Source organism: Paenibacillus rubinfantis (genome assembly GCF_001486505.1).
Lineage (GTDB): Bacteria > Bacillota > Bacilli > Paenibacillales > Paenibacillaceae > Fontibacillus > Fontibacillus rubinfantis.
Genome location: NZ_LN909065.1, coordinates 1,040,431 through 1,057,906 on the forward strand (window position 1 = coordinate 1,040,431; position 17,476 = coordinate 1,057,906).

Genomic DNA, 17,476 nt, shown 5'->3' on the forward strand with positions numbered 1-17,476 from the left:
ACGCCTCACTCCAACCATCAACTCTTACTCCGCTGCCTGCTTCATCCGCTTCAGCCGCTTCATCACGTCGTTTTCGCCGCGGCCGAAGTAGTCGTGCAGCTTGCTGTATTCCTGATACAGCTTCTCGTACACTTCCACATGGGCCGGGATCGGCTTGAACGTTTCCTCCTTGACGCGGGCCATTTTCCCGGTTGCATCCAGAATCGAATCGTAGCCGCCCGCCTCCGCGCCTGCGGCTACGGCCGCAAACATCGCCGCGCCGAGGGCCGGCGTCTGCTTGGAATCCGCCACAAAGATCTCGCGGTTCGTCACATCCGCATAAATCTGCATCAGCAGACGATTTTTCTGCGGCAACCCGCCGCAGGCATACAACGCGTCCACGCGCACGCCGTTCCGATCAAACGCGTCCACGATTTTGCGCGTCCCAAACGCCGTCGCCTCCAGCAGCGCCCGGTAGATTTCCTGCGGCTTGGTCAGCAGCGTCATCCCCAGGATGAGGCCCGTTAAATCGGTATCCACCAGCACGGAACGATTGCCGTTCCACCAATCGAGCGCGAGCAGGCCGGTTTGCCCTGGTTTGTACGCAGCAGCCTCCTGCTCCAACCATTGGTGCACGTTCAGGCCTTCCTTCTCTGCGGCCTCCTTCACGTACGCCGGCAACGCTTCCTCAACGTACCACTCAAAAATATCGCCCACGGCCGACTGCCCGGCCTCATAACCGTACAGGCCCGGAATGATCCCGTCCTCCACCACGCCGCACATGCCTTCCACCTGTTTCTCTTCCGTTCCCAGCAGCATGTGGCAGATCGAGGTGCCCATCGCCATCACCAGCTTGCCCGGCGTCACAACGCCAACAGCCGGCACGGCCGCGTGCGCGTCCACATTCCCCACCGCTACAGCGATGCCCGGCGTCAGGCCCATCATCTCGGCCATCTCCGGCAGCAGTCCACCCGCGTTGGTCCCGAGCGGAATCACGTCGCCGCGCAGCTTCGTATCCGTCAAATCCTCCAACCGGGGATCCAGCGCTTTCAAATACGCCTTGTTTGGATACCCGTCCTGCTTATGCCAAATTGCTTTGTAGCCCGCCGTACAGCTGTTGCGGACGATGTTGCCGGTCATTTGCGCGATGACCCAGTCGGTCGCTTCCAGAAACTGATCGGCCTTCTCGTAGATCTCCGGCGCTTCGTCTAGGATTTGCCATACCTTCGCAATCATCCACTCGGACGAGATCTTCCCCCCATACCGCGGCAAAAACGCCTCTCCCCGCGCAGCCGCAATCGCGTTGATCTTATCGGCCTCCGGCTGGGCTGCATGGTGCTTCCACAGCTTTACCCAGCTATGCGGGTTATCGGCCAAGGCCGGATCGAAGCTCAGCGGCTGGCCTTGCGCATCCACCGGCAGCATCGTGCAGGCGGTAAAATCGATCCCCATCCCGATCACATCTGCCGGATCGATCCCCGATTCCTGCAGCACCGCAGGTACCGAGCGCCGCAGCACCTCCAAATAATCGCCGGGATGCTGCAAAGCCCAGTCGTGCTCCAGCTTCACCCCGGAGCCAGGCAGCCGCTCATCGATCACGTGATGCGGATAGGGCGTGACATGGTCAGCGACCTCCCGGCCGTCCGACAAATCAACCAGCACGGCGCGACCGGACTGAGTGCCGTAGTCGACGCCAATCGTGTATTTTTTCCCCATGCTCATGGTGATCCCTCCCCCTTATTTCTGCCCGTAATAGGCATTCGCTCCATGCTTCCGCAAAAAATGCCGATCCAGCAGCGTCTGATCCATCGCCGGCGTCTCCGGATTAATCTGCAACATGCGGGCAGCGATCTTCGCTACCTCTTCCAGCACCACCGCGTTATGGACCGCATGATGCGCGTCCTTGCCCCAGACGAACGGCGCGTGTGAATGCACAAGCACGCCCGGCACCTGGCCTGGATCCAGCCCCAGCTCGGCAAACCGCTCTACGATCACATTCCCCGTTTCCAATTCGTAAGCGCCTTCAATTTCTACTCGCGTCATCGGCCGCGTCACCGGAATCTCCCCGTAAAAATAATCCGCATGCGTCGTTCCATACGCCGGTAACGCCCGCCCTGCTTGGGCCCAACTGGTTCCCCACGGGGAATGCGTGTGCACGATCCCGCCGATCTCGGGGAATTCACGGTAGAGCACCCGATGGGTTGGCGTATCGGAGGACGGGCGCAGATTCCCTTCCACCACGTTGCCGTCCAGGTCAACCACGACCATATGCTCCGGCTTTAATTCCTCGTACGGCACACCGCTGGGTTTAATGACAAACAATCCGCTTTCCCGGTCAATTCCGCTGACGTTTCCCCACGTAAACGTGACCAGTCCATACTTCGGGAGCTCCAAATTGGCTTCCCATACCTGCTGTTTTAAGGCTTCCAACATCGCAAGCTACATCCCCTTTCCTCATCCCAAAAGATCCTCTGCAAAAAAGGTACGTACAAGTTACCAAGCACCTGCTCCAGCCAAAAGCGGCACCGCCCCGCCAACCTCCAGCAGGACGGTGGCTCCGCCAAATTGTCTCGTTCCTATTGACTCGTTCTTATACTCTCGAATTTCCGTTTGTTCTCTCGTTCCAGTTTATTTCAAATCCGTTTGTTCCAGCACCGAATCCCGTTCAATCAGCTCCGGCTCAAACACCGTATCGCCAGGTCTCTCTCCCCGTTCAATCATCCCGATCAACTGACGGGCGGCGAGCTCGCCCATCGCCGTTTTGGGATGCGTCAGCGTCGTTAGCTTCGTGCCCGAGGCCGCCGCCAGGCTGGAATCGTCAAAGCCGATGACGGACAAATCCTCCGGAACCCGCAAGCCGCACGCAGCGGCAGCGTCCATCAACCGTACCGCTAACTCGTCGTTGTAGCACACCAGTGCCGTTGGCCGCTGATCGTCCGTTTTTTGAAGCAGCTCCAGCGCTTTTTGATAGGTGTAGTCGCCTTTTTGCTCCGTCGTAAACGTCACCACATGCTGCGGGGACACCGCAATCCCGAAGTCCCGATGGGCGGACAGGAACCCCTTTAACCGATTTACGCCCTGCAGGTCATCCCTTTTGAAGAAGCCGGCGATCTGCCGATGCCCTTTCTCCAACAGGTAACGCGCCGCCTTCCGTCCTCCCGCCTCGTCGTTCACCTTCAGGCAGGGACATTCCAGCTCATGGTATTTCTCGTTGATCATCAGATACGGAATGCCCTTCTCCTGCAGCTCCAAAAAATACCCCAAATTCGGGTTGCCCTCCGCGCTTTTCGTCGGCTCGATGATCAGTCCGCTGAGCGGTTGGCTCGTCATGAGCTGCAGGCTGTCCATCTCCTTCTCCTTCGTGTTGTCCGTGCTCGACAGCAGCAGGCGATACCCGTGCTGGCGCAGCTCCGCTTCCGCCCCCCGAACGATATGGGGAAAAATATAATCAGAAATATACGTCGTCATAATCCCGATCGTCTTGACCGCTTCGCCTTCCCGTCGTCCGGGATGCCGGACAAACGTGCCTTTGCCCTGGATGCGCTCCAGCCAGCCTTCTTTCTCCAGTTCGCCAAACGTCTGCCGAACCGTCTGCCGGCTTAAGCCAAACTGCTCGGCAATTTCGTTTTCCGAGGGCACCTGTTTGCCGGGCTGAAGTTTTCCTTGCTCAAGCCAAGACAATAGTTCGTTTTTGAGCTGCATATATTTTGGAATTTTCCGGTCGTTCATGTTTCGTCCACCCTTCACCAATGCCACCGTTCTCTTTACTACCCGTTATTGTAACATAGGCCGGGCAAACGCAGAGGGCTGTTTCCACACCTGATGTAAAAGCAAGTCTGATTCACTTCACACAGCTGCTGCGACTCGCGTCACTACCACTGCGATTAACGCAGCCGGTATGCCGCATCGCTCCATCGCAACTCGTTCTTAAAGCGCGGTACCGAGGTATCCTTGTCGATGATCACCGCTTCGATGCCGGCCATTTCCGCCCAGTCGGACAGGTTCTCGGCTGTAATCGCGTAAGACAGCACCGTATGATGCGCCCCGCCGGCCAAAATCCACGCTTCCGCCGATTCGCGCAGCGAAGGCTGCGGCTTCCACAACACACGGGCCACCGGCAGCTTTGGCATCGGCTTCTCCACCTTCACGCCGTCCACCACGTTAACCAGGAGCCGGAAGCGATGGCCCATATCCACGAGCGAAGCGTTCACCGCCGGACCAGCCTGGCCGTCGAATACGATCCGAGCAGGGTCGGCTTTCCCGCCGATGCCCAGCGGATGCACCTCGATCATCGGTTTCGTTGCCGCAATCGTCGGGCACACCTCCAGCATGTGCGCGCCAAGAATCATATGGTTGCCCGGTTCAAAATGATACGTGTAATCCTCCATAAACGAAGTGCTTTGGTTGTTCGCCAGCACCTTCAGCACTCGCGTTAGGGCTGCGGTTTTCCAATCGCCTTCGCCGCCGAAGCCATACCCGGCTTCCATTAGCCGCTGCACGGCCAGACCGGGAAGCTGCTTGAGCCCATGCAGGTCCTCAAACGTTGTCGTAAACGCACCAAAGCCGCCTTGCTCCAGGAACCGCTTCATGGCGATTTCGAGCTTCGCCTGATAAGCGATGGAGTCGCGAACGGGTCCGCTGCTTAAGCCCGCTTGCGTAATCGCGTACTGCTCGGCGTACTCTTTTAGCAGCGCTTCGGCTTCCGCATCGGTGACTTCATTTAACACCTGCACCAGATCGCCAACGCCATACCCGTTCACCGACCAGCCAAACTTGATTTGCGCTTCGATCTTATCGCCATCCGTCACCGCCACCTCGCGCATGTTATCGCCAAAGCGCGCCACCTTCAACTGCCGGCTCTCAGCATAAGCGGCCGCCGTGCGCATCCAACCCGCCAGCGATGCACGAACCTCCTGGTCCTCCCAGTGCCCAACCACGATTTTGCGGGCAATGCCCAGCCGGGCACCGATATGCCCATACTCGCGATCGCCGTGGGCGGATTGATTCAGGTTCATGAAGTCCATGTCAATCGTTTCCCATGGGATATCACGGTTAAACTGCGTATGAAAGTGGAGCAACGGCTTTTGCAGCTGGGACAAGCCGGCGATCCACATTTTGGCTGGCGAGAACGTGTGCATCCAGGTGATGATCCCCGCGCAAGACTCGTCGCCGTTGGCGGCCAAGATCAGCTTGTAGATCTCGTCCGGCGTCGTGACGATCGGTTTGAACACGACCGGGAATCCAATCGCCGGGTCTTTATCCAGTTGTTCTGCGATGATGCGGGAATGGTCAGCCACCTCCTCTAACGTTTCGGGGCCGTACAAGTGCTGGCTGCCGGTCACGAACCAAAAAGAATGCGGTTTCAATTTCATGCCAAAGCGCCTCCTAATAAAAGATGATTGCTCGCTAACTTGTACATACCACACCGTTAAATTTGATATTTCGTCGCTAATTGTACGTACAAGTTGATTTACCCTCATTGTACTTCCCCCTGCTCAAAATGACAATAGCATTCACAAAATTGATACCCGCATTGCGCTATCCACCACTAACGGACTGGAGCGCCCTTATTGGGTCCATTCCCGTCTCCCCAGCTCTAAGGGACTGGAGCGCCCTTAATGGGTCCATTCCCACCTCCCCCAGCTCTAACGGACTGGAGAGCCCTTATTTGGACCATTTCCACCTCCTCCAGGTTCTAACGGACTCAGATGACCTTATTTGCTCCTAATTAGACGTCTTCAGCTTGTTTTTGGCGAAATAAGCGCACTGGAGTCCGTTAGATGGACATACCGCCAATTTGAGCTCGAATAACGCCTCTGGGTCCGTTAGCTAACAAAGTTCCTTTAGTAGCAACTCAGCAGCTTCTTCACGGTTAAAGCCTCCTCCATCCCCGCTGCATCACTGCTATATCTAGCATCACCATCCACGTCACAACACTGCTACATCCAGCATGCATCCACCATCCCGCAGCAATCCCTGCCCCACCCAGCTCTAAGGGACTGGAGCGCCCTTAATGGGTCCATTCCCACCTCCCCCAGCTCTAACGGACTGGAGAGCCCTTATTTGGACCATTTCCACCTCCTCCAGGTTCTAACGGACTCAGATGACCTTATTTGCTCCTAATTAGACGTCTTCAGCTTGTTTTTGGCGAAATAAGCGCACTGGAGTCCGTTAGATGGACATACCGCCAATTTGAGCTCGAATAACGCCCCCTGGGTCCGTTAGCTCCCAAAGTTCCTCTAGTAGCAGCCTTTTCACGCAAAAAAAACAGACCCCGTGCACGGAGTCCGTATCTGTCCTGTACATTACTAATGTCTATATACTTTAGTCCTGGATTATTGTTCTTTTGTCTTTGTTCTTTGTACTTTGTACTTTGCACTTTGTTCTTTGTTCTTTGTTCTTTGTTCTTTGTTCTTTGTTCTTTGTTCTTTGTACTTTGTACTTTGTTCTTTGTTCTTCGGATTTTGTACTTTTGAAGCTACTTTTGCTCTCCTCTATTCTATCTCTCCATCACTATCCCTTTTGCTCTCCACTCACTGCCCCAAGCCTCTCCGCTATACTACCCTAGCCCAAAACCCCCGGCTGCGGGGTCACGCCAAATGCGGCGGCCAGGTCGCGCAGCTGGGCGTCGGTGATCTTTTGCAGCACGGGGCGGTCGCCGAGCAGCATGTAGATTTGCGCCGCCTTTTCCACCGTCTCGATCAAGCCAAACGCTTCGTCCATCGTTGTGCCGGTGCCAAAAATCCCGTGCTGCGGCCAGACGACAACGCGGTGCTCGCGCATCTTTGCGGCGGTCGCCCGCCCGATGTCCGGGCTGCCGGGCACCATCCACGGCACGATGCCGATGCCGTCGGGGAACACCACCAGACATTCCGTGCACATTTCCCACAGCGTTTTCGTCAGCTTTTTCTCGTCCAGCTCATGGACAAACGTCATCGCCAGCGCATGGGTTGCGTGGCAGTGCATGATGATGCGGTGCGCCGGGTCCACTTTCAAACGCTCGATATGGCTCATAAAATGCGCTGGCAGCTCGCTTGTAGGTACCGCCCCATCCCGCAATCCCCACAACACTTCAACTTGGTCGCCGCTCTCAGCCACCCGCAGCACGCCTAGGTTCGCTTCCGGATCGGAGATCACGTTTTTGAAATACTTGCCCGAGCCCGTCACGATAAAATAACGTCCCGCCAGCTCCTTCACCGGAAAAGCGAGCGGCAGCTTGCGGCGCCCCGCAGCAGGGGAGGTGCTCCCTAAATATTTTTCTACCTCCACCTCATCCAGCAAATAGCTGATATTGCCCCCGTTGCGCTCATCCCAGCCCAGCCGCCACATATGGTACGTGATTTCCGCCATCTCCCGGATAAAAGGGACTTCCAGTCCCGGGATCCGCCAGCCTTGCTCCACTTCCGTTAACGTCGTACTCACAGTAGGTTCCTCTCCTTTAATCAAGCTTATATTGTGAAAAAAAGCGAATCACCCTAGTTACCGAGCCGATAGCACATTCGACTCGTAGTCTTTCACGTCCGCCAGCCAGGCTTCGCGCACCGGCACGCCTTGCGAAGCGCAGAAGTAATCCCAAATCGCGCCATACGGATACGATTTAAGCTCTTCAACCAGCGCCAGCCGCGACGTATAGTCGCTGTCCAGCTCCAGCTTCTTCAACGTGTCGACCGGCTCCAGCAGCGCCCGCAGCAGCGCTTTTTGCGTGTTGCGCGTCCCGATGACCCAAGCCGCAATGTGATTGATGCTGCCGTCGAAGAAATCGAGGCCGATATGCGTGCGGTCCAACAGCTCGCCGCGAACCAGCTCGCGGGCGATTTCCAACAGCTCATCGTCCATCGTCACGACGTGGTCGCTGTCCCAGCGCACCGGACGACTAACGTGCAAGAGCAGTTCGCGCCCAAACAACAGCCAAGAGGATAGCTTGTTGGAGATCGTCTCTGTCGGATGGAAATGGCCGGCGTCGAAGCAGACCGCTTTGCCGCGCGATAACGCATAACCCATGTAAAATTCATGCGAGCCCACGACGTAACTTTCCGAGCCGATGCCAAACAGCTTGCTCTCCACCGCATCGATGTTGTACTTCTCGTCGATCGGCTCAGCGAAAACTTCATCCAGCGCCTCCATCAGACGAGCCCGCGGCGTCAGCCGATCCACCGGCGAATCCTTGAAGCCGTCCGGGATCCAGACATTGGTCACGCAAGGCTGGCCGAGCTCCCGGCCAAACGATTCGGCGATTTTGCGCGACGCTTTACAATGGTCGATCCAGAACTTACGAATCTCCGGGTCCGGATGGCTAAGCGTAAACCCGTCGTTGGCCTTCTCGTGTGAGAAACAGGTTGGGTTAAAATCCAACCCCAGCCCCCGCTCCTTCGCCCAATCCACCCAACCGGCAAAATGCCGCGGCTCCAGCGCGTCCAGCTCAACCGGTTCGTCCGTATCAGCGTAAATCGCGTGAAGATTAACTTTATGCTGACCCGGAATCAGGCGAAGCGCCTGGTCCAGATCTTGGCGCAGTTCGTCCGGCGTCCGCGCCCGTCCCGGATAACTGCCGGTTACCGCCAGGCCGCCGCCAAGCTCCTGCTCCTTGCGCAGGAATCCCTTAACATCATCCCCCTGCCAGCAATGCAGCGAGATTTTGATTTGAGCCAGCAAGGCCAGCGCGGCGTCGACGTCAACGCCATGGCGCTCATATAGCTTTTTCGCTTCGTAATAGCTGGTTTGAATTGCGTTGTCCATGTTTGCTCCTCCTCATGGCATAACTTAAATCACCTATCTCATCGGTTAATGCTCCAACCAACCGTCACCGGGCTAGTAAATCCGCAAACCGTCTCCGCGCTTCTGCAATCTGGTCGGCATTTGTCCCCCGAGGAACATACGTCCGGATCGAAAAAGACCGCCGAATCAGCTCCCGCCCTTCGCCGATATCGCGAATCGCGCCGCTGCTGATCATCTGCACCAACAAATTCCCCAGCGCCGTAGACTCCGTTGGCCCGGCTTCGACCGAAATCCCCGCCACGTCCGCCGTCCATTGGCACAGCAGCCCGTTGTTGGCTCCGCCGCCGACGATATGCAGTGTCTCCGGCTTTTGGCCGGTCAGCCGTTCAAGCTCCTGCAGGTACACGTCATAAGATAAAGCCAAGCTGTCAAAAATGCACCGCGCCACCGCGCCCGGCGTATCCGGAACGGGTTGGCCCGTCTCCACACAAAACCGACGAATCTCTTCGGTCATCTGCACGGGATTCAAGAACCGGTCATCGTTACAATTCATCAAGGATCGGAACGGTGGCACAGCCTCGGCCAGCTCCACCAGTTCCGCATAACTGTGCTGTTTTCCATAATCCTTGCGGACCTCCTGGATCAGCCACATGCCCATGATGTTTTTCAAAAACCGGTACGTGCCATACGCGCCCCATTCATTCGTATAGTTGCGTTCCATCGCTTCCGGCGTCGCCAGCGGCGTCTGCCGCTCCAGGCCGATCAGCGACCAAGTCCCGCTGCTGAGATACGCCCACGAAGCGCCGCTGGCCGGAACGCCCAGCACGGCGGAAGCCGTATCGTGCGTCGCCGTCACAATCAACTCGCATTCGGGCAGCCCGTATTCCCGGACCAGCTCCGGCTTGATCGAACCCAGCCGCGTTCCGGGCTCCGTCAGAGCCGGAAACTTCGACCGGGACAACCCCAGCAGCCCCAGCAAATCCGGGTCGTAATCGCGGGTTTGCAAGTTCAACAAGGCGGTAGTTGAGGCATTTGTCAGCTCGTTCATCTTCCGCCCCGACAACAAATAATATAGATAATCCGGCACGAGCAGGACTTCCTTGGCCGCTGCCAATTCCTTTGGATCGTGCGCGTACAATTGATAGAGGGTATTAAAAGTCAAATGCTGAATGCCGGTTATCTCGTAGATCCGCGCAAACGGATAGGCCGCGTGCACCTGAGGAACCGCCTCAAGTGTGCGGGAATCGCGATAGGCGTAAACTTCGCCGATCCGCTCCCCTTTCTCATCCAGCAGAGCATAATCAACCGCCCAGGTATCGATGCCTAGCGTGCAGCGCTCGATGCCCAGCTTTTTGGCCTGCTGCAGGCCGCGGAGGATCTCCCGGTACAAATGGTCGATATCCCAATAACAATGCCCGTCCCGCTCGGAAAACCCGTTCTCAAACCGGTGGATTTCCTGCAGCGCCAACCGTCCGTCCTGCAGCGTTCCCCTGACTAGCCTCCCGCTGGAGGCGCCGATATCAACGGCAACGTAATCTCTCATCGCTCCGCGCTCCTCGCTCTGAAATGCTGCCTGTTCTTACTTCTATCCTATGTCCGTTTTCTTTGATAGTCAACACAAACAAAGATGTTATATGTTGTTTTACTTCTGTTTTTGTCTATTCCGTGAAAAAACACCATTCCCCACCGCCGTCAGATTCCTCAAATTGGTTGCCAAGCGCCCCTTTTTCTCGCTATGATGGGAAGGAACCAAGACCCTGGCGTCTTGATATTACGAACGGATCCCGAGGTGAACGCCATGCTGGCGGCAGAACGCAAACAAAAAATCATTGATTTGCTTCATCAGGACAAGCGTGTCCTGGTATCCGAGCTTAGCCGGATGTTCGAAGTGACGGAGGAGACGATCCGCCGCGACCTGGAAAAGCTCGAGAAAGAAGGCATCGCAACCCGCTCCTACGGCGGTGCGATGCTCAACCGACACACCAACGAAGATTTGCCATATACGACTCGGAACACGCTAAATGTAGAGATCAAGCGGGACATCGCGCTGAAGGCTATCGACCTGGTGAACGACGGTGACACCTTGATGATCGATCCAAGTTCAACCTGCTTTGAATTTTTGAGGACCCTGCATTCCAAAAACAACCTCACCGTCATCACCAACTCCGTTAGCGTGCTGCATGAATTCGCCGGCTCGAACCTGAACATTATCTCGACCGGCGGTTCGCTGCGCGCCCGTTCCCTATCGCTGGTTGGCCCCGCCGCCCAGGAGACGGTGCAGAAATACAACGTCGACACCGCGATCATCAGCTGCAAAGGCATGTCGCCGGACAAAGGCATCTCCGATTCCAACGAGCCGGAATGCGAGCTGAAGAAGCATATGCTCCGCCATGCCGACAAAGTGATTTTGCTGGCCGACCATACGAAGTTTGATAAGAATGCTTTCGTCAAGCTGGCCGACTGGGAGCAGATCGATTACCTCATAACAGACCAGCGTCCTTCCGACGCTTGGCTCGAGCTGCTCCACGACAAGAACATCGAAGTCCTGTATTAGCGCCGGTTCTTATCTCCCGGGCCTCAACCAACCAGCAGGGCAAAAACAACGCCCGGCCCATGCACGCCAATCGTGAGATCGTTTTCAATATCCGCCGAACGGCTGGGGCCGGAGATAAAATGGATGCCGGCAGGAAGCGCTTCCCGCCCGGCCTTATCAAACGTCTCCAGCACCTCTCCCAAGCGGGTTTTAAGCCGATCCACGGGGACGATGGCAAACAGCGCCGTCGGCAGCAAGCTGACTGAGCGCCCCTTCTCCGGGGCGGACCGAACGACCAGCGAACCGGTGTAGGCAACGGCGTAGTCCGCCGCCACGATGCCGAAGTCCGCCTCCGCCGCCCGGGTGATCCATGCCTCGGAACGATGCCCGTTCCATACGGACACCCGAGCCCCTTCAGCGGTAAGCACCTCATCAACACCCAGCTCCGCTAGCAACGGATCGTCCTGGCGCAAAATGTAACGGGCCCCCAGCGTCTGCGCCATAGCGGCAATATACGCCTTGGCGGCTTCGAAGTTGGCCAGCCGGACGACATGCCCCCCCGCCGCCGTAAAGTTCTCCTCAAAGCGAGCCAAACGCTCCTCCAGACTCCAATCCAGCTCTCTCCAGTACGCCGGCGCTCCCCGGAAAGGATGAGCCGGAGCCTCCCGCTGTCTCGGCCGCTTCAGCTTTCCGGCGATCCGGTCCATAAACTGCTCCTGCTTTTGCCGTGCTTCCGCTTCCTTCGTTTTCAGCCATTCATAATATTCGTTATCCATCATAGGTTTGACCTTCTTTCCGTACTGTCGCATTTCCGTCTTGGTCTCCGGAAACTTCATGCGTTCGCCCAGGGACTCCATTGCCTTCGGGTCTCGCCGCCGCACGCTGGAGCAGCGCCTCCCTCATCCGCTCCTGCGCGACTGCTCCGGTCCCGGTTTGCTCGACGGACGCCCGCAGCTCATGTTGAAGCGAATCCCAGCGTTCGCGGAACGGCTGGTTTGCCAGGCTTGGCGCAACCCGGTAGCGGTTCCAGCCTTTCAGCGGGCCGATTTGCGCCGGGATTTCGCCGTTGCGAACGACCAAACGCTGCAACACCCTCCCTGCCTTCAGCACCTGGTGGAATCGTTTGGAGTTCGCCGTCACCGCGGCGAAGCCCTTCATCCCCGCTGTCTCCAGCTTGTTGCCATAGCCTTGCTCGACCTTACGCCGACGCAGATAGACTAGCATGTCGTGCAGCGGAATTTTGACCGGACACGCTTCATAACAGGCACCGCACAAGCTGGAGGCCGAAGCGATATCGTCCCATTCCGCTACGTTCTTGTTCAGCGCTGGCGTCAGCACCGCCCCGATTGGGCCGCTGTACGTTCCGCCGTAGGCATGGCCTCCAATATGGCGGTATACCGGGCACGCATTCAGGCAAGCGCCGCAGCGGATGCAGTTCAGCAGCTCCTGGAACTCTGGATCGCCCAACTGCTCGGAGCGGCCGTTATCGAGGATAATAATATGCATCTCCTCCGGACCGTCTCCATCCGCGGAGCGACGCGGACCGGTGATGCCGGACATATAAACCGTCAGCTTCTGACCGGTCGCCGAGCGCGGCAACAGCGTCGCCATGACCTCCAGATCGCTCCAGGAGGGGATGATGCGCTCCATGCCCATAAACGTAATTTGTGTTTTCGGTACCGTGGACACCATCCGAGCATTGCCTTCGTTCTCGAACAGCACGATCGAACCGGTCTCGGCGATCGCGAAGTTGCAGCCGGTCATGCCGATGTCTGCCTCCAGAAACTTGGCCCGCAGCTTCCGACGTACGAAGCCCGCCAGCACGCTCGTCTCCGGCGGCAGCTCTTCCCCTGCCTCGCGGGACAGCAGCTCGGCGATCTGGTAACGGTTTTTGTGAATTGCCGGAATGATGATATGCGAAGGAGCTTCCCCGGCAAGCTGAATGATATACTCGCCCAGATCGGTTTCGACCGTCTCCACACCCGCTTCCTCCAGCGCCCGATTGACGTGCAGCTCCTCGCTGACCATCGATTTCGACTTCACGACGGAGCGCGCTTGCTTGCGGGCGGCAATCTCCAAAGCGATCCGCACCGCCTCTTCGCCGGTCGAGGCAAAATGAACATGCGCCCCATTCGCCCGCGCCTGCTCGGCGAACCGATGTAAGTAATAATCGAGATGCGCGATCGTATGCAGGCGAATTTGCCGCCCGCGTTCCCGCCATTCCTCCCAGTTCCCATGGTCATCGGCGGCTTTCCGTTTTCCGTCGCGCAAACGCTCGGTCGTAAAGCGTACCGCTTTGCGCAAAAAGTCGTTGTTCAGCGCCAGATCCGCCCGCTCTTTCACGCTGCTCATGTCCCGCTCACCCCCTCATCCAGCAACTCCGCTAGATGCATGACGCGGACTGATTGCTGGCGGTGCCGCAGTTGGCCGGCGATGTTCATTAGGCAGGCCATGTCCAGTCCGGTCAACACCTCGGCGGATGTCTCCAGCACGTGATCGGCTTTTTCCGTCACCATCGCCCCGGAAATATCGGCCATTTTCACCGCAAACGTCCCGCCAAAACCGCAGCAATCCTCCGCGAATGGAAGCGGGATGAGTTCCATGCCTTTTACGTTTTGAAGCAGCGCCATCGGCTCCTCCTTAATCCCAAGCAAGCGGCTGCCATGACAGGACGGATGATACGTCACCTTATGCGGAAAAGACGCCCCCAGATCGGTTACGCCCAGCACCTGAACGAGGAACTGGGTAAATTCATACGACTTCGCTTTCAGCTCCTCGGCCATCTTGAGCCGAACCGGATCGTGCTCAAACAGCTTTGGATAGTGATGGATCATCCCGATACACGAGCCCGAAGGTCCAATCACAAAATCACTGTCAGCAAAAGCCTCCAGCAACGTGGACGCCGATCGTCGCGCTTCCTCCCAATACCCGCTATTGAACGCCGGCTGGCCGCAGCAGGTTTGCCCTGGCGGAAATTCCAGACTAACCCCCAACCGCGCCAGCAACCGGGCCATCGCTTCCCCGATGCGCGGGTATAAGGCATCGCCGATACAGGTGGCAAACATCGATACTTTGATGTTGGTCTTAGCTGTGTCCGCTGCCCCTGCCATCGACGTCACCGTTGCCGTTATCGTGTCCGCTTGATTCCTCCGCTCCATCCTCGCACCTCCTCTGATTTTGATCGACTTTCTTCTATCCTTCTCCCTCAGTCAAACTCCGCCTTATCTTACAAAAGCCGCCGGCACGCCGCCGTCGATCGTCAGCATGCAGCCGGTTGTTTTTGCCGCCTTGGACGATGCAAAGAACGCGACCCCCTCGGCGATATCCTTCGGATAAATGTTCACCAGCAGCGTCGTACGCTTGCGGTAATACTCCTCCAGCTGGTCCGGCTCAATCCCGTAAGCGGCCGCTCGCTCATTTCGCCAGTTGGAATTCCAAATCGCCGAACCTTGCAGAATCGCATCCGGCAAAATCGTATTTACCCGAATGCCCAGCTCCCCGCCTTCCGCCGCAATACAACGCGCCAAATGAGCTTCCAGCGCTTTGGCGGAGCTGTAGGCGGTGACGTTTTTGCCGGCGTACACTGAGTTTTTTGAGCCGATGAACACCATGCTGCCGCCAAGCCCTTGTTCCTTCATGAGCTTGAACGCTTCCCGGGCAACGAGGAAATACCCGGTTCCAAGCACGGACATATTCAGATTCCATTCCTTCAGCGACGTTTCCGTGAACGGGCTGGATGTGGCTAGGCCGGCGTTGTTGACAATAATGTCGACGCCGCCGTAGGTTAAAGCGGTTTCGGCGTAAGCCGCGGCAATCTGCTCCTCCTGCGTGACATCCATCTTCACCGCAAGCGCCCGGTTCTCGCCGTATTGGGCATTGATCTCGGCAGCTACCTTTTGTGCGCCTTCGAGGTTCAGATCTGCCAGCACGACATGCGCCCCTTCTCCGGCCAATCGCCGCGCCGTTTCGCTGCCGATGCCGCCCGCGCCGCCGGTAATCAACGCAACCTTACGGGAAAACTCCGCTTCCGCCGGGGCCAACGACAATTTGTACAGCTCCAGCGGCCAGTATTCCACATTGTAGGACTCGTTTTCGCTAAGCGATACGAATCTGCCGAGTGCAGTCGCACCCTTCATCACCGCGATAGCTCGATGATACAACGCCCCGCTGAGCTTGGAGTTGACCCAGCTTTTGCCGGTGTTGAGCATGCCGACACCCGGAATCAGGATGACGCGCGGCGCGGCGTCGAACATCACGTCATTCGCCTGCTTATTGCGCTCGAAATAAGCTTGGTAACGCGCTTTGTAGTCGGCGATTCCCGCCGCTAGCTTCTCCTTGAGCCCGCTGAGATCGGCGGCATCCGGCTTCCAGTCGATGAACAGTGGCACGACCTTGGTGTGCACCAAGTGATCGGGACATGCCGCGCCAACCTGTGACAGCTCGCCCGCATCCCGGCTGCCGGTAAATTCCAGTACGTCCGCCTCGTCATCAAACGTTACGATGACCGGCTTTTCGCCGCTTGCCAGCCCCCGGACCAGCGGCATCACCTCAGCGGCAATCGCCCGGCGTTGCCCCGCTTCCAACGGCTCGGCGGCCTGCCCGCCAAACACGCGGCCTTCTGCGGCTTGAGCGCCGCTTTTTGCTTCAATATACGCTTCCGCTTCATTAATAATCGCGATCGTTTTAGCGTAGCATTCCTCCTGCGTGTCGCCCCAGGTCACTAGCCCGTGCTTCTCCATCAACACCAGCTCCGCATTAGGGTTGGCCCGCACGCCTTCGGCGATCATTTTGGACAAGGTGAACCCTGGGCGGATATAAGGAACCCATACAAAGCGGTTGCCGTAGATTTCCCGGGCAATGCCTTGGCCGTTGTCAGCGCAGCATAAGCTAATGATCGCGTCCGGATGCGTATGATCCACATGCTTAAACGGCAAAAACGCATGCAGCAGCGTTTCGATCGAAGCCCGCGGATGTTTGGCATCAATCATGCAGTTTGCGAGATAAGCCACCATCTCTTCATCCGGCATTTCCTCCCGCTCAAACAACGGCCGAATGTCGTCCATACGTAATCCTGTAAAGTTGCCAGCCTTCATGGTCGCGAGATCCGAGCCGCTGCCCTTCACCCACATCACCTCTACATCTCTACCGCGAAAGTCCTTCTCGATCGTCTTGCTCGACGTGTTGCCGCCTCCCCAGTTACATACCCGCCGATCAGCGCCAAGCAGATTCGAACGGTAGACCAGCTGCTCCAATCCTGAGCCTAAAATCGATCCTTTGGATGAGTCCCATAAGTTCTGTACCATAATTACCTCCATTTTTGATTGTTTGGTTTTTTCTTTATTTTTGTTTGTTTTAATTTTAAACGATTTGGTTTGTTTTGGGTATAGCGCTTTCAAAAATATTTAATCCGTTCGAGTTGGTGAGCAGGAGGGCTGCTCCTCGAGGTATGTACTTCACTCAGGAAAGGTAGTTTCTCGGATTATGTACATTACTCAGTAGAACTGTTTCTCGCATCATGTACTTTACTCAGCAAAGCCGTTCCTCGCATTATGTACTTTACTCAGCAATGCCGTTCCTCGCTTTATGCACTTTACTCAGTAGGGCTGTTCCTCGCATTATGCACTTTACTCAGTAATGCCGTTCCTCGCTTTATGCACTTTACTCAGTACGGCGACTCCTCCAACTTCTCGCCACGCATCACAGGTGGACACTTTCTCCACCAAGCATCCTAACGGAACTCAGAGCCGCTATTTGTCCTATTTGGCGATGTCCCGTTTTCTAACGGAACCAGAAGACCTTATTTCGGATAAAAGTAGCGAAAATAATGCGAAAAGGGCCGAATAAGGTCTCTCAGGTCCGTTACAGTTGGGAAATGCTGCGAAAGGAGCAAATAAGGTCTCTGAGGTCCGTTAGGGTTACCTCTAGCATGCTAGGTTGACGCCCCCCCACGCATGTCCACTTATTTTCGCCCTAATCCATCAAATTTGTCTCCACGCTCCCCATCCAGCCAATAGCTCGTCGTCACCCCACTATCCCTGGTACCATGCTCATCCAGTTACTCCAAGCCCACATTTAACACAACACAACACCAGTTACTTAATCCTGCCACTCAACACACTGCTACACCGTTACTCCAATCCCACACTTAATACAACACGCCATCGGCTACTCCGATCCTGCCCCTCAACACAGGCGACACCGTTACTCAATCCCGCCACTCAACACTATTGCGACACCGGTTACTCCAAT

Annotated in this window: 11 protein-coding genes and 1 pseudogene; 1 reads left to right on the plus strand and 11 read right to left on the minus strand. The window is 56.7% G+C overall.

The window, feature by feature from the left end:
- Window positions 1-24: 24 nt before the first annotated feature.
- The 7 genes from BN3277_RS16310 to rhaB form a co-directional block, all read right to left on the minus strand.
- Window positions 25-1,695, minus strand: a complete 1,671-nt coding sequence (locus BN3277_RS16310) for a ribulokinase (RefSeq protein ID WP_059044884.1) — start codon at window positions 1,693-1,695, stop codon at window positions 25-27.
- Between the two features lie 21 nt (window positions 1,696-1,716).
- A complete protein-coding gene (gene araD, locus BN3277_RS16315) occupies window positions 1,717-2,412 on the minus strand; it encodes an L-ribulose-5-phosphate 4-epimerase (RefSeq protein WP_059044359.1) in 696 nt (231 codons plus the stop codon).
- 195 nt (window positions 2,413-2,607) lie between these two features.
- The gene (locus BN3277_RS16320) at window positions 2,608-3,708 is read right to left on the minus strand and encodes a GntR family transcriptional regulator (protein WP_059044361.1); all 1,101 of its coding nucleotides are present in this window, start codon (window positions 3,706-3,708) and stop codon (window positions 2,608-2,610) included.
- Window positions 3,709-3,863: 155 nt separating this feature from the next.
- Window positions 3,864-5,351 (minus strand): L-arabinose isomerase, encoded by a 1,488-nt coding sequence (gene araA / locus BN3277_RS16325; RefSeq protein WP_059044364.1) that lies wholly within the window; start codon window positions 5,349-5,351, stop codon window positions 3,864-3,866.
- 1,192 nt (window positions 5,352-6,543) lie between these two features.
- Entirely contained in the window at window positions 6,544-7,401 is an 858-nt protein-coding gene (rhaD, locus tag BN3277_RS16330) for a rhamnulose-1-phosphate aldolase (RefSeq protein ID WP_059044366.1), read from the minus strand.
- A gap of 57 nt (window positions 7,402-7,458) precedes the next feature.
- Window positions 7,459-8,715, minus strand: a complete 1,257-nt coding sequence (gene rhaA, locus BN3277_RS16335; protein WP_059044368.1) for an L-rhamnose isomerase — start codon at window positions 8,713-8,715, stop codon at window positions 7,459-7,461.
- A gap of 64 nt (window positions 8,716-8,779) precedes the next feature.
- Complete coding sequence (gene rhaB, locus BN3277_RS16340; protein WP_059044369.1) at window positions 8,780-10,237, minus strand: rhamnulokinase; 1,458 nt, start codon at window positions 10,235-10,237, stop codon at window positions 8,780-8,782.
- A 255-nt stretch (window positions 10,238-10,492) separates the two neighbouring features.
- Here rhaB and BN3277_RS16345 point away from each other — a divergent pair, with 255 nt between their 5' ends.
- Window positions 10,493-11,248, plus strand: coding sequence for a DeoR/GlpR family DNA-binding transcription regulator (locus tag BN3277_RS16345; RefSeq protein WP_059044371.1), 756 nt, complete (start codon window positions 10,493-10,495; stop codon window positions 11,246-11,248).
- Window positions 11,249-11,271: 23 nt separating this feature from the next.
- Here BN3277_RS16345 and BN3277_RS16350 read toward each other — a convergent pair whose 3' ends face one another.
- The 4 genes and pseudogenes from BN3277_RS16350 to BN3277_RS16365 all read right to left on the minus strand — a co-directional run bounded on the left by BN3277_RS16350 (window position 11,272) and on the right by BN3277_RS16365 (window position 16,530).
- The gene (locus tag BN3277_RS16350) at window positions 11,272-12,003 is read right to left on the minus strand and encodes a LutC/YkgG family protein (RefSeq protein ID WP_059044886.1); all 732 of its coding nucleotides are present in this window, start codon (window positions 12,001-12,003) and stop codon (window positions 11,272-11,274) included.
- A 55-nt stretch (window positions 12,004-12,058) separates the two neighbouring features.
- Window positions 12,059-13,579: pseudogene (locus BN3277_RS16355) on the minus strand (LutB/LldF family L-lactate oxidation iron-sulfur protein); the annotation flags it as partial.
- On the minus strand, window positions 13,576-14,304 hold the full coding sequence (locus BN3277_RS16360) for a (Fe-S)-binding protein (protein WP_059044888.1): 729 nt from the start codon (window positions 14,302-14,304) through the stop codon (window positions 13,576-13,578). The pseudogene BN3277_RS16355 and the gene BN3277_RS16360, both read right to left, overlap by 4 nt.
- Window positions 14,305-14,448: 144 nt before the next feature.
- Window positions 14,449-16,530, minus strand: coding sequence for a bifunctional rhamnulose-1-phosphate aldolase/short-chain dehydrogenase (locus BN3277_RS16365; RefSeq protein ID WP_059044891.1), 2,082 nt, complete (start codon window positions 16,528-16,530; stop codon window positions 14,449-14,451).
- Window positions 16,531-17,476 lie beyond the last annotated feature (946 nt).

What these genes read in the sequence shown, in the direction of transcription:
- BN3277_RS16310 (WP_059044884.1), bottom strand. Translation starts at nt 1,695, where the DNA reads ATGGGGAAAAAATACACGATTGGCGTCGACTACGGCACTCAGTCCGGT.
- rhaA (WP_059044368.1), bottom strand. Translation starts at nt 8,715, where the DNA reads ATGGACAACGCAATTCAAACCAGCTATTACGAAGCGAAAAAGCTATAT.
- BN3277_RS16320 (WP_059044361.1), bottom strand. Translation starts at nt 3,708, where the DNA reads ATGAACGACCGGAAAATTCCAAAATATATGCAGCTCAAAAACGAACTA.
- BN3277_RS16350 (WP_059044886.1), bottom strand. Translation starts at nt 12,003, where the DNA reads ATGGATAACGAATATTATGAATGGCTGAAAACGAAGGAAGCGGAAGCA.
- araD (WP_059044359.1), bottom strand. Translation starts at nt 2,412, where the DNA reads ATGTTGGAAGCCTTAAAACAGCAGGTATGGGAAGCCAATTTGGAGCTC.
- BN3277_RS16365 (WP_059044891.1), bottom strand. Translation starts at nt 16,530, where the DNA reads ATGGTACAGAACTTATGGGACTCATCCAAAGGATCGATTTTAGGCTCA.
- rhaB (WP_059044369.1), bottom strand. Translation starts at nt 10,237, where the DNA reads ATGAGAGATTACGTTGCCGTTGATATCGGCGCCTCCAGCGGGAGGCTA.
- araA (WP_059044364.1), bottom strand. Translation starts at nt 5,351, where the DNA reads ATGAAATTGAAACCGCATTCTTTTTGGTTCGTGACCGGCAGCCAGCAC.
- BN3277_RS16345 (WP_059044371.1), top strand. Translation starts at nt 10,493, where the DNA reads ATGCTGGCGGCAGAACGCAAACAAAAAATCATTGATTTGCTTCATCAG.